The following is a 13082-nucleotide window of genomic DNA, read 5'->3' on the forward strand; positions in this document are numbered from 1 at the left end:
GGTGAAGGCTCCGGTGCGGCGGCTGGTGGTGTGCATCGATGATTTTGGTTGGCGGCCCGGCGTCGACCAGGCCGTGCTCGAACTGGCGCAGCTCGGAGCGGTCTCGGCGACCAGCTGCATGGTCGGGAGTCCCCGCTGGACCTCTTCGGCCACTGGCCTGCGAGCACTGCCTCCTGGGACTCTGGACATCGGCCTCCATGTGGACTTCACGCTGTCCCCGCTGGACAAGTCCTTGCGTTGCGAACTCGGAGCATTCATCGCCCGAGCCTACCTCGGACGACTCTCACCCGTCCGCATCGCGATGGAAGTTCGAGCGCAGTTCGACGCCTTCGAACAGGTCATGGGACGTGTTCCAGACCATGTCGACGGCCATCACCACGTTCACCAGCTTCCCGTCGTGCAGGACGCCATCCTCGAGGAGTTTGCAAGACGGGGGCTCCGTCGCACGTGGCTGCGAGGAACTCAGGCGCCGCGCGGAGAACATGGCCTCAAGCCCCGCTTGATCGCTGCTCTTGGCGGAAAGCGGCTGCGCGCGAGAGCCGCGAAGCTCGGCATTCCGGTCTCCGGGCACCTGCTCGGCGCCTACGGCTTCGACAGTGATCCACAGGCCTATGAGCGCCTGCTCGCAGACTGGCTGCAGCGCGCAATGGACGGCGACGTTCTCATGTGCCACCCGGCGTACCAAGGCCCGGATGCCGTCGGGGACGTCTTTGCCCCGGCCCGGGCCAACGAAGTCAGGGTACTGGCCAGCGACGCCTGGCCGCGCCTGCTGGCGCAGGCCGGCGTCACCGTGAGCCGGTTCGCGCCCCCGGCCTGAGGACAGGCGCGGTCCGGGCGTCAGGCGCGGACGATGCTCTTGCCGTGCAGCTTGACGATGGAGCCGGCCTTCCAGCCCGGCGCGGCGGCATGCTCGAACTTGCGCACCGAGCCGTCCTTCATCTTCACCGAGGTCACCCACACGTCCTTGCTCGTGACGTGCTTCTGCACCTCGTTGCCGGCGAAGCCGCCGGCGGCGGCGCCACCGACGGTGGCGAGCGCCTTGCCGTTGCCGTGGCCGAACTGGTTGCCGATCAGGCCGCCGACGACGGCGCCGCCGACGATGCCGGCCGCGCCGCCCTGGCCCTTGCGGGTTTCCTTGGTCACGGCCTGCACGTGCCCGCAGGTGTCGCAGAGCGCCTGCTCGGCGTGGGCCGCGAAGGCGGCGGTGGCGATGACGGCGGCGATGGCGAGTTGCTTCATGGTGTCCTCCAGTGGTTTCCGTTCAACGGATGAGTCACTGCAAGTGTGGACACGCCGGCGCGGCGCCGGCAGCCGCTCATCCCAGGTTGGGCGCCAGTAGTCGCTCCAGCTGGGCCCGTTCCGCGCCGCGCCGCCGCACCTGGTCTTCCAGCTGGTCGTCGCCGATGCGGCCGACGTTGAAGTACTGGCCTTGCGGATGGCTCAGGTAGAAGCCGCTCACGCTGGCGGCCGGCGTCATCGCCAGGCTTTCCGTGAGGCCCATGCCGGCGTCCTGCGCCTGCAGCAGGCGGAACATGTCGCCCTTGACGCTGTGGTCGGGGCAGGCGGGATAGCCGGGCGCGGGACGGATGCCCTGGTACTTCTCGGCGATCAGGTCTTCCAGCGACAGCTGCTCGCCGGGCGCATAGCCCCACAGGTCCTTGCGCACCCGCTCGTGCAGGCACTCGGCGAACGCTTCGGCCAGCCGGTCGGCGATCGCCTTGAGCATGATGGCCGAGTAGTCGTCGAGGTCCTTGAGGAAGTACTGCTCCTTCACCTCGGCGCCGATGCCGGCCGTGACCGCGAAAGCGCCGACGTAATCGTTCGCGACACCGCGCGGCGCCACGAAATCGGCCAGGCAGCGATTGGGGCGCGGCTGGCCATCGATCACGGGCTTCTCGGTCTGCTGGCGCAGGCCGTACCAGGTGAGCGCTACGTCGCTGCGCGATTCATCGGTGTACAGCTCGATGTCGTCGTCGCGCACGGTGTTAGCCGGCCAGAAGCCGACCACCGCGTTGGCGGTGAGCCAGCGCCCTTCCACCAGCCGCTTGAGCATGCGCTGGCCGTCGGAGAACACGCGCACGGCTTCGCTGCCGACGATGTCGTCCTTCAGGATCTCGGGGAAGCGACCCGCGAGGTCCCAGGTCTGGAAGAACGGACCCCAGTCGATGTACTTCGCGAGCTCGCCCAGGTCGAAGTTGTTGATCACCCGACGCCCGATGAACTTGGGCACCGGTGGCGTGTACCCTGACCAGTCGATCGGCGTCTTGTTCGCGCGCGCCTGCGCCAGCGACACCAGCGGCACCTGCTTCTTGCTCGCATGCAGCTGCCGCACCTTCTCGTAGTCGGCCTCCACCTCGGCGATGTAGCGTGCCGCCTGCTCCGAGAGCAGGTTCTGCGCGACGCCGACGCTGCGCGACGCATCGGGCACGTAGACCACCGGGCCTTCGTAGTGCGGCGCGATCTTCACCGCCGTGTGCACGCGGCTGGTGGTGGCGCCGCCGATCAGCAGCGGGATCTTCCTCAGGCGGAAATGGTCGTCCTTCTGCATCTCGCCGGCGACGTACTGCATCTCCTCCAGCGACGGCGTGATGAGGCCCGACAGGCCGACGATGTCCGCGCCCTCGACCTTGGCCTTGGCGAGGATCTCGTGGCACGGGACCATCACGCCCATGTTCACCACCTCGAAGTTGTTGCACTGAAGGACGACGGTGACGATGTTCTTGCCGATGTCGTGCACGTCGCCCTTGACGGTGGCGATGACGATCTTGCCCTTGGCACGCACGTCCTGCCCGGCCGCTTCCTGCTGCTTCTTCTCTTCCTCGATGTAGGGAACCAGGTGCGCGACCGCCTGCTTCATCACGCGCGCCGATTTCACCACCTGCGGCAGGAACATCTTGCCCTGGCCGAACAGGTCCCCGACGATGTTCATGCCGTCCATCAGCGGGCCTTCGATCACGTGCAGGGGGCGACCGCCCCTGGCCAGCACCTGCTGGTACATCTCCTCGGTGTCGGGGACGATGTGGTCGGTGATGCCGTGCACCAGGGCATGCGCCAGGCGCTGCTCCACCGGCTGCTGGCGCCACTCGTTCTTCTTTCCTTCGTCCTTGGCCGCGCCCTTGGCCTGCTCGGCGATCTCGACCAGGCGCTCGCCGGCGTCGGGGCGGCGGTTCAGCACCACGTCCTCGACCCGCTCGCGCAGCTGCGGCTCGAGGTCGTCGTACACGCCGACCATGCCCGCGTTGACGATGCCCATGTCCATGCCGGCCTGGATGGCGTGGTACAGGAACACGGTGTGGATCGCCTCGCGCACCGGGTCGTTGCCGCGGAACGAGAAGCTCACGTTGGACACGCCGCCGGAGACCTTCGCGCCGGGCAGGTTCTGCTTGATCCACTTCGTCGCGTTGATGAAGTCGACCGCGTAGTTGTCGTGCTCCTCGATGCCGGTGGCGATGGCGAAGATGTTGGGGTCGAAGACGATGTCCTCGGGCGGGAAATCGACCTCGTCGACCAGCATGCGGTAGGCGCGCTCGCAGATGCGGATCTTGCGTTCGTAGCTGTCGGCCTGGCCCTGCTCGTCGAAGGCCATGACGACCGCCGCGGCGCCATAGCGCTTGACCAGGCGCGCCTGCCGCTTGAACTCGGCCTCGCCTTCCTTCAGCGAGATCGAGTTGACGATGCCCTTGCCCTGCAGGCAGCGCAGGCCGGCCTCGATCACCTCCCACTTGGAGCTGTCCACCATCACCGGCACGCGGGCGATGTCGGGCTCGCTGGCCATCAGGTTCAGGAAGCGCACCATGGCCGCCTTGCTGTCCAGCATGGCCTCGTCCATGTTGACGTCGATCACCTGCGCGCCGTTCTCGACCTGCTGCCGCGCCACGGCGAGCGCCTCCTCGAACTGCCCGGCGAGGACCAGGCGCGCGAACGCCTTGGAGCCGGTGACGTTGGTGCGTTCGCCGACGTTGACGAACAGGCTGCCGGGCGCGATGGCCACCGGCTCCAGGCCGGCCAGCTTCATCGGGAGGACGTGGGGGGTGTCGGACATCTGCTCACCTTGGGTCTTGCGTGCGGCGGGGCCGCGGCCTTGGCGAGCGTCGTTGGGATTCCCAAGCCTGACGCCGTGCTCGGCGCTGCAACGCTCCTTGGGACGCGTCATTTTACCTGCAGGGTCGTCGCGCAAAATCGGCGGTTTCTCTTCCGTCCGCAGGAATCCCCATGTCGCTCCATTCCGGCCGTCGTGCCGTCCTCGCTTTTGGCGCAGCCTTCGCACTCACCGCTGCCTGCGCGCTCCCCGCCGCGGCGCAGGATCACGCGCCGATCCGCATCCTGGTCGGCTTTCCGGCCGGCGGCGGCACCGACGCCATCGCCCGCACGCTGGCCGAAAAGCTGAAGGACGAACTGGGCCAGCCGGTGGTGGTCGACAACCGCGCCGGCGCCGGTGGACAGATCGCCGCGCAGGTGCTCAAGAGCGCGGCGCCCGACGGCCACACGCTGTTCCTCACGCACGACCACACGATCTCGATCCTGCCGCTGGTGACGAAGAATCCCGGCTTCGATCCGGCGAAGGACTTCGTGCCGGTGGCCGGCTTCGCGACCTTCGTCAACGCGCTGGCGCTGTCCGGCGGCACGCCCGCCAGGACCCTGCCCGAGTACATCGCGTGGGTGCGCCGCCAGGGCGGCAAGGGCAACGTCGGCGTGCCGGCCCCGGCCTCGGTGCCCGAGTTCCTGGTCAAGCTGATCGGCCAGAAATATTCCGTGGACCTGCAGGCGGCGCCGTACCGCGGCAGCGCCCCCATGATTGCCGACATGCTGGGCAACCAGATCGGCGCGGGCGTGGGCTCGATCCCCGACTTCATCGAGAACCACAAGGCCGGCAAGATCCGCGTCGTGGCGGTGATGGGCCATGCGCGACAGGCCGCGGTGCCCGACGCGCCCACGTTCACCGAGCTGGGACTGGCCGGGTTCGAGGAAGTCCCGTACTACGGCCTGTTCGCGCCGGCCGGCACGCCGCAGGCCGCCATCGACCGCTTCGGCGAGGCGCTCGCGAAGGTGGTGGCACAACCCGACGTCAAGGAGAAGCTCACCGCGATGGGCCTGGCGGTGGGCTACATGCCGCAGCAGCAGTTCGCGAACCGCGAACGCGCCTACACGCAGGCCTGGACCAGGATCATCCGCGCCAGCGGCTTCCAGCCGCAGTGAGGCTCAGGCCAGGGGCCGCGGCCTGCTGACCGCGGCCGCCAGCGAGCGCGCGGTCGCCAGGTCGGTCAGCAGGCGCTCGACGGCCGCGAAGTCGACCGGCTTGGTCAGGTGCATGTCGAAGCCCGCGGCCAGGCTGCGCCGGCGGTCCTCTTCGGCGCCCCAGCCGGTGAGCGCCACCAGCACGCGGTCCTCCCAGTCCGGCAGTTCGCGCAGGCGTGCCGCGATGGCGTAGCCGTCCATGCCCGGCATGCCGATATCGAGGAACACGACGTGCGGCCGGTGCTGCTCGGCGACCTCGATCGCGGCGCTCCCTTCGTGCGCGAGCCGGACCGAGTGGCCCTCGAGCTCCAGCGCCATGGCGAGCGTCTCGGCGGCGTCCACGTTGTCGTCGACCACGAGGATGCGCAGCGGATCCGGTCCTGCCGCCGCGGGCGCGGGCGAGACGGCTGCGCTCGCGCGTTCCGCGTGGACCCGGGGCAGCCGCACCTCGAACCGGCTGCCCAGGCCCGGGCCGCCGCTGCTGGCGCCGACCTGTCCGCCATGCATCTCGACCAGCGACCTGACCACGCTGAGGCCGATGCCCAGGCCGCCCTGCGCCCTGTCGTGGCCGGCCTCGCCCTGCACGAAGCGATCGAAGATGCGATCGAGCATGTCGCGCGGGATGCCGATCCCGCTGTCTTCCACGGCGATCACCACCTCATGCGCCGTGGCGGTGACGGCCAGCGCGACGCGGCCGCCGGCGGGCGTGTACTTGGCCGCGTTGTTCAACAGGTTGCCGACCACCTGCACCAGCCGCGTGACATCGCCGTGCACCAGCCACTCGTCGCTGCCGGGATCGACGGTCAACGCATGGCCCTGTGCTTCCAGCAGCGGCCGCGAGGCATCGAGCGCGTGCTGCACCACGGTGCTCGCCGGCACCGGCTCGCGCTGCAGCATCACCTTGCCCTGGCTGATGCGGGCCACGTCCAGCAGTTCGTCGACCAGCCGCACCATGTGTTCCAGCTGGCGCTCCATGATGTCGCGCACCCGGCGCTCCTCCGGTCCTGCGCTCGCCTGGCGCCGCAGCACGGTGAGGCCGGTGCGCAGCGGGGCGAGCGGGTTGCGCAGCTCGTGCGCGAGCGTGGCGAGGAAGTCGTCCTTCTGGCGGTCGGCGCGGCGCAGGGCTTCCTGCGCCTCCCACGCGTCGGTGGTGTCGCGGGTGACGCTCAGCACGTGCGTGATGGCACCGGTTTCGTCGCGCTCGGGAACCAGCCTGGCCGTGAAGTGGCGCTGCGCCCCCTGGATCTCCAGGAAGAAATGCGTGCCGACTGGCTCGCCAGACTCGAACACGCGCCGGATCACGCCGTCCCACAGGTCGCACGCGTCGTCCGGCATCCCCAGTTCGCGGTTGGTGCGGCCGATGAAGTCGGACACCGGCCGGCCCGTCAGGCCCTCGATCGCGGCGCTGACGAACACGTGGCGCAGCGAGCGGTCGAAGCGCGACACCACGTCCGGCAGGTTGTCCGCCACCAGCCGCAGCTCGCGCTCGCGCGCCTGCACCGCCGCCTGCGCCAGCTTCAGGTCGTGCACGTCGACGATGGTGCCGATCCAGCGCTCGGGCGCATCGCCGGTCGCGGGAATCACGCAGCCCTGCGCCTTGAACCAGCGGTAGGCGCCGTCATGGCGGCGCAACCTGTACTCGACGCTGTAGGAGCTGCGCTCGCGCCACGCCTCGGTCCAGGCCGCGTGCGCGCGTGACCGGTCGTCCGGATGCAACGCATCGGCCCAGCGGCTGCCCAGGTGCTCCTTCACGGGCCGGCCGGTGTACGCCGCCCATTGCTCGCTGATGTAGTCCACGCGCCCGTCCTCGTGCGTCGTGAACGTGATGCCCGGCACCGACTCCAGCGTGCGGCGGTAGAACGCCTCGCGCTCGCGCAGCGCCTGCTCGGCCTGGCGGCGCTGGGTGATGTCGACGCAGGCGCCCGTCATCGCCTGGGGTTGGCCGTCCGCGCCGACCAGCGTGCGGCCGCGGTCGTACAGCCAGCGCACAGAGCCGTCGGGCCAGACCACCCGGAACTCCATGTCGAAGTCGTGGCCGAACTCCTTGCAGCGCCGGCAGCGCTCGATCACCTCGGCGCGCTCGTCGGGATGCACCAGGGCCACGAACTGCTCGAGGCTGCGCACGGCCCGGCCCGGCTCCAGCCCGAACAGCCGGTCCAGCGCCGTGTCCCACCACAGTTCATCGGTGCGGATGTCCCAGCGGAAAGTGCCGGTGCCGCCGGCCTCCAGGGCCGCCCGCAGACGCTCCTCCAGGCTCCAGGCCACGGGCGCAGCTCCGCCGGCAGCACCGGTCGTCAGGGCATGGGGAGGTTCAGGGGCGTGCAAAAAACCGCCGAGGTTGGATCAACCCGCATCTTGCCAGTCCCTCAGCCATTGCGCGCGCTTTCAGCGACACCGGATGGGAGCCGCAAGCTCCCGGCGGGCGCCCATCCAACGCGACCATGGATTCAGGCCGCTTCGCGGTAGAAGAAGTTGCGCTGGGTGGAACGGGCGGCCAGCGGTGCCACCGCCTCGCGGATGGCGCCGATGTGCTCCGGCGTGGTGCCGCAGCAGCCACCGACGATGTTCACCAGGCCCTCGGCGGCGAAGTCGCGCAGCAGCCGCGAGGTGACCTCGGGCGTCTCGTCGAAGCCGGTGTCGCTCATGGGATTGGGCAGGCCGGCATTCGGGTAGCAGCTGATGAAGGTATCGCCCGCCACCTTGCTCAGCTCCTGGATGTAGGGCCGCATCAGGGCGGCGCCCAGCGCGCAGTTCAGGCCGATCGCCAGCGGCTGCGCATGGCGCACGCTGTACCAGAAGGCGGTGACGGTCTGGCCGCTCAGGACCCGGCCCGACGCATCGGTGACCGTGCCGCTGATGACGATCGGCAGGCGCTCGCCCGTGGCCTCGAACACCTCGTCGATCGCGAACAGCGCCGCCTTGGCATTGAGCGTGTCGAAGATGGTCTCCACCAGCAGCAGGTCGACGCCGCCCTCGAGCAGGCCCTCGACCTGCTCGCGGTAGGCCGCACGCAGCTGCTCAAAGTCGACGTTGCGTGCGCCCGGGTCATTGACGTCGGGGCTGATGCTGGCCGTGCGCGGCGTCGGGCCGAGCGCGCCCGCCACGAAGCGCGGCTTGTCCGCCGTGCCGAATTTGTCGGCGGCCTCGCGTGCCAGCTTCGCGGCCACGACGTTCAGCTCGCGGGCGATGTGGCCCAGGCCGTAGTCGTCCTGGGCGATCGCATTGGCGCCGAAGGTGTTGGTCTCGATGATGTCCGCGCCCGCTGCGAGGTAGCCCTCGTGGATGTCGCGGATCACGTCGGGACGCGTCAGCACCAGCAGGTCGCCGTTGTTCTTCAGGTCCTTCGGATGGTCCTGGAACCGCTGTCCGCGGTAGTCGGCCTCGGTGAGCCGGAAGCGCTGCACCATGGTGCCCATGGCGCCATCCAGCACGAGGATGCGCTGCTCCAACAGGGCGGGCAGCTGCTGGCCACGGGTGTAAATGATCGGCTTCATGGAGGAGGAAAAGTCACGCGGGCAGTCGGCCGATTGTAGGAACCCTGCGTTGGGTCACGGCCCAGCAGGGAGAATGCGCCCTTGTCTTCCCCCGCCTCCATCCTCCACGACGTCTTCGGCTACGAGCGCTTTCGCGGCTCGCAGGCCGACATCGTCGACCATGTCTGCGCCGGCGGCGACGCCCTGGTGCTCATGCCCACCGGCGGCGGCAAGTCGCTGTGCTACCAGATCCCGGCCATCGCGCGGCAGCAGGCCGACCACGGCATCACCGTGGTGGTGTCGCCTCTGATTGCGCTGATGCACGACCAGGTCGGCGCGCTGCACGAAGCCGGCGTCGAAGCGGCGTTCCTCAACTCCTCGCTCAGCTTCGACGAGGCGATCGCGGTCGAGAAGCGGCTGCAGCGCGGGGAGCTCACGTTGCTGTACGCGGCGCCCGAGCGCGTCACCACGCCGCGCTTCCTGGCGCAGCTCGACGCGCTGGCGCAGCGCGGGCAGCTGGCGCTGTTCGCCATCGACGAGGCGCACTGCGTCAGCCAGTGGGGGCACGACTTCCGGCCGGAGTACCGCGCGCTCGCGGTGCTGCACGAGCGCTACCCGGCGGTGCCGCGCATCGCGCTCACGGCCACCGCCGACGCACTCACACGCGCCGACATCGTCGAACGGCTGCAGCTGCAGGAAGCGCGGCAGTTCGTCAGCAGCTTCGACCGCCCCAACATCCGCTACCGCATCGTCGAGAAGAAGGACCCGTCCACGCAGCTGCTGCGCTTCATCGAGCAGGAGCACGAAGGCGATGCGGGCGTCGTCTACTGCCAGTCGCGCAAGCGCGTGGAGGAGACGGCGGAGATGCTGGCCGGCCAGGGCATCCAGGCGCTGCCGTACCACGCGGGCCTCGACGCCTCAATTCGGCAGGCCAACCAGGACCGCTTCCTGCGCGAGGACGGCATCGTGATGGTCGCCACCATCGCCTTCGGCATGGGCATCGACAAGCCCGACGTGCGCTTCGTCGCCCACCTGGACATGCCCAAGAACATCGAGGGCTACTACCAGGAGACCGGACGCGCCGGCCGCGATGGCCTGCCTGCCCAGGCGTGGATGGCGTACGGCCTGCAGGACGTGGTGAACCAGCGGCGCATGATCGACGAGAGCCCCGCCGGCGACGACTTCAAGCAGGTGATGCGCGGCAAGCTCGATGCGCTGCTCGCGCTGGCCGAGGCCACGGATTGCCGTCGACAGCGGCTGCTCGCGTATTTCGGTGAAGACTCCAGGCCCTGCGGCAATTGCGACAACTGCCTGGCGCCGCCGCAGGTCTGGGACGGCACCGACGCCGCGCGCAAGCTGCTGTCCACCATCTACCGCGTGCAGCAGAAGAGCGGCATCGGCTTCGGCGCCGGGCACCTGATGGACATCGTGCGCGGCCGCCAGACCGACAAGGTGGCGCAGTTCGGCCATGAGCAGGTTTCCACGTTCGGCGTCGGCGCCTCGTACAGCGAGGCGCAGCTGCGCGGCGTGCTGCGCCAGCTGGTGGCCACCGGTGCGGTGGGCGTTGACGCACAGGCGTTCAACACGCTGCATCTCACCGAAGGTTCGCGCGCGGTGCTCAAGGGCGAACAGCAGGTGCTGCTGCGCGAATCGATCTCGCAGCCTGCCTCGCGCAAGCGGGCGAGCGGCCGCACCTCCGCCGCGCCCGCAGCTGCCGCGGGCCTGACGGCCGACGGCCAGGCCCGCTTCGCGGCGCTCAAGGCCTGGCGCGCCGACGTCGCGCGCTCGCACAACCTGCCGGCCTATGTCATCTTCCACGACGCCACGCTGGCCGCCATCGCCGCGGCGGCGCCGTCGTCCGTGAGTGATCTGGAAGGCATCAGCGGCATCGGCGCGCGCAAGCTCGAGGCCTACGGTGAGGCGGTGCTGCAGGTGGTGGCGGAAGCAGGCTGAGAGCCCAGTGCTGTCATTGCGGGCCTGACCCGCAAGCGACGGCCAACGCATCGACGCACGCACTGGATTCCGGCTTTCGCCGGAACCGCAAGTTCAGGTGCTCGTGAACCCGATGGACCTCGCCTCGCGCACCTCGGGCTTGATGCGGTGCTCGGCTTCCAGCTGCTCGAGGAACTCCTCGGCGGAGAACGGCGCGGCCAAAATATCCACCTGCCGCTTGACCGCCGCGAAGTCGCCGGGGCACAGCTGGTCCATCCGCGCCAGGCGCTCGCGAAAGCCGGTGGCCAGTCCGCTCGCATCGCCACCCAGCGCTTCCGTGATGAACATCGCCTCGCGCTGCGCGGTCGTGAGCGGCTTGAACTTGATCTTGAACGTGAAGCGCCGCAACGCCGCCTGGTCGATGCGGTCCAGCAGGTTGGTGGTGCAGACGAAGATGCCCGCGAAGCGCTCCATGCCCTGCAGCATCTCGTTCACTTCCGTCACCTCGTAGGTGCGCTGCGCGCCGCGCCGGTCCTGCAGGAAGCTGTCGGCTTCGTCGAGCAGCAGCACCGCCTTCTCGGCTTCCGCTTCACGGAACATGGCGGCCATGTTCTGCTCGGTCTCGCCGACGAACTTGCTCATGAGATCGCTGGCCTGCCTGACCAGCAGCGGCCGGTCGAGGTTGCGCGCGATGTGTTCGGCCAGCGCGGTCTTGCCGGTGCCCGGCGCGCCGTAGAAGCACAGCGTGCCGTGGCCGCGCGCCTTCAGCGCCTGCACGATGCGCGGCACCTCGAAGCGGCTCTCGACGTTGAGCATCGCGAGGTCGTAGGTCGTCACCGCCCGGCGCGCGCCGGCGGGCAGCCGGTTGCCCAAGGCCTGGTCGGCGTTGCGCAGCTGGCGCTCGATCAGGCTTTCGATCGACGCATGCTCGCCACCGGCCAGTCCCGCGAACCGCACCGCGGTGCGGATCTGCGCCGGCGTGAGGCCTTTGCGCTCGGTGAGCTTGGCCACGAAGGCATCGGACACCGCCACGCCTTCGAGCGTCTTGCGCACCAGGCCCTCGCGCGCGCCCGGCGGGGGCGACTTCAGCTCGAGGTGGTAGGCGAAGCGGCGCCGGAACGCGGGATCGATCTGCTCGATGCGGTTGGTGACCCACAACGTGGGCACGGGGTTCGATTCGAGGATCTGGTTGACCCAGGCCTTGCCGCTGACGCTGCCGGTCGCGGGCGCCGCGACCTGCTCGGCGCGCGCGAGCAACTGCGCCGCCTCGGAGCTGATCGGCGGGAACACGTCCTCGACTTCATCGAACAGCAGCGCGGCCTGCGCGCTGCCCTTGAGGAAGACCTGCGCGATCTGCAGCGAGCGATAGCGGTCGCGGCCCGACAGCGAGTTGCCGTCGCGGTCGGCGTACTCCACCTCGAACAGCTCGAGCCCCGCGGCCTGCGCCACCACCTTGGCCAGCTCGGTCTTGCCGGTGCCGGGCGGTCCATAGAGCAGCACGTTCACGCCCGGCTCCTTGCGCTCGACGGCGCGGCGCAGCAGCGCGCACAAGACCTGGACCTCTTCCTGCACGAAGGCGAAATCGACCGGACGCAGGTCGCTCTTGCTGCAGGGCCGCGTGAACACCGCCATCAGCTCGTTCTGGTCGCGGTACTCGCGCATCAGCACGGGCGGCAGCTTCTCGCTGACCTTCATCAGGTCGGCGAGGTCGGTGATGTTGTGCTCGGAGATCAGGTTCTCGACCAGTCCGATGCGCTCGAGGCGCGAGCCGGCGCGCAATGCCTCGCCGACATCCTGCGCATTCACGCCCGCGATCTCCGCGATGGCCGCGTAGGCCTCGGGCGCGTTGTTCACCTTGAACTCGACCAGGATGCTCCGCAGGTCGCGCTGGTAGCGGGCCAGCGTGCCGTACAGCAGCAGCGCGCGCTCGGCCTGGTTCAGCTGCAGGAGCCCGGAGAGCGCGTCGATGTTCTTCTCGACCAGCGTCGATTGCTTCTTCAGCGCATGGGTGAGCCACTCGCCCGTGACGGTGAGCACGGACAGCAGGTCCTTGGGCTGGTCCTTGGCGTACTCGTCCAGGTAGAAGAACAGCGTGCCCTCCTCGTACGGCCCGCGCCACACGCCGTGGCGCTCGAGGAAGGCGGCCGTGGAGAGGCGCTCGTGGCCGCGCCAGAACTCGTTGTCCTTGCAGCGGCGGCCGAGGAATTCGCGCAACCGCGCCAACGCCGGCGCGGGCCAGACCAGGTGCCGGCCGGCCAGCGCCAGCAGCCCGTTGAGGTCGCGGCGCACGTTGAACTTGCCCCCCTGCTTGGCCGCGAGGGTGAGCACGAAATGCGAGCACATGAGGTCGAGCACCGGCGCATCGGCCAGCCCCGGTGAGGCGAGCAGCTGCACGTCGGTGGATCGCTTGACCATGAAGGCCTCCAGGAGGGTCCCCGGCAC

General features: G+C 69.4%; 8 protein-coding genes and 1 riboswitch. Of the genes, 3 read left to right on the plus strand and 5 right to left on the minus strand.

Features of this window, described 5'->3' with window-relative positions; genetic code table 11:
* Position 1: 1 nt before the first annotated feature.
* Positions 2 to 817: a ChbG/HpnK family deacetylase gene (locus ACPWT1_RS04010; RefSeq protein ID WP_427914123.1), complete on the plus strand. Its 816-nt coding sequence runs from the start codon at positions 2 to 4 to the stop codon at positions 815 to 817.
* Between the two features lie 20 nt (positions 818 to 837).
* Here the strand turns inward: ACPWT1_RS04010 and ACPWT1_RS04015 are convergent, their stop codons facing one another.
* The gene (locus ACPWT1_RS04015; protein WP_427914124.1) at positions 838 to 1239 is read right to left on the minus strand and encodes a glycine zipper 2TM domain-containing protein; all 402 of its coding nucleotides are present in this window, start codon (positions 1237 to 1239) and stop codon (positions 838 to 840) included.
* A gap of 76 nt (positions 1240 to 1315) precedes the next feature.
* Complete coding sequence (gene metH / locus ACPWT1_RS04020; protein ID WP_427915504.1) at positions 1316 to 4015, minus strand: methionine synthase; 2700 nt, start codon at positions 4013 to 4015, stop codon at positions 1316 to 1318.
* 64 nt (positions 4016 to 4079) lie between these two features.
* Positions 4080 to 4147: riboswitch (S-adenosyl-L-homocysteine riboswitch) on the minus strand.
* 65 nt (positions 4148 to 4212) lie between these two features.
* Between metH and ACPWT1_RS04025 the strand changes: the two genes are divergently transcribed.
* Complete coding sequence (locus ACPWT1_RS04025) at positions 4213 to 5196, plus strand: Bug family tripartite tricarboxylate transporter substrate binding protein (protein ID WP_427914125.1); 984 nt, start codon at positions 4213 to 4215, stop codon at positions 5194 to 5196.
* Positions 5197 to 5199: 3 nt separating this feature from the next.
* Here the strand turns inward: ACPWT1_RS04025 and ACPWT1_RS04030 are convergent, their stop codons facing one another.
* Together ACPWT1_RS04030 and ACPWT1_RS04035 are read right to left on the minus strand one after the other, a co-directional pair.
* Positions 5200 to 7500, minus strand: coding sequence for a PAS domain-containing protein (locus ACPWT1_RS04030; protein ID WP_427914126.1), 2301 nt, complete (start codon positions 7498 to 7500; stop codon positions 5200 to 5202).
* A gap of 182 nt (positions 7501 to 7682) precedes the next feature.
* Positions 7683 to 8729 carry a homocysteine S-methyltransferase family protein gene (locus tag ACPWT1_RS04035; RefSeq protein WP_427914127.1) on the minus strand — a complete coding sequence of 349 codons (1047 nt, stop codon included), beginning with the start codon at positions 8727 to 8729 and terminating at the stop codon, positions 7683 to 7685.
* An 81-nt stretch (positions 8730 to 8810) separates the two neighbouring features.
* Here ACPWT1_RS04035 and recQ point away from each other — a divergent pair, with 81 nt between their 5' ends.
* On the plus strand, positions 8811 to 10661 hold the full coding sequence (gene recQ, locus ACPWT1_RS04040) for a DNA helicase RecQ (RefSeq protein WP_427914128.1): 1851 nt from the start codon (positions 8811 to 8813) through the stop codon (positions 10659 to 10661).
* Between the two features lie 93 nt (positions 10662 to 10754).
* On the opposite strand, the gene ACPWT1_RS04045 is transcribed toward recQ, so the two are convergent.
* Positions 10755 to 13055 carry an ATP-binding protein gene (locus ACPWT1_RS04045; RefSeq protein WP_427914129.1) on the minus strand — a complete coding sequence of 767 codons (2301 nt, stop codon included), beginning with the start codon at positions 13053 to 13055 and terminating at the stop codon, positions 10755 to 10757.
* Between the last annotated feature and the right edge of the window lie 27 nt (positions 13056 to 13082).

Source organism: Ramlibacter sp. MMS24-I3-19, assembly GCF_050320135.1.
Taxonomy (GTDB): Bacteria; Pseudomonadota; Gammaproteobacteria; order Burkholderiales; family Burkholderiaceae_C; genus Ramlibacter.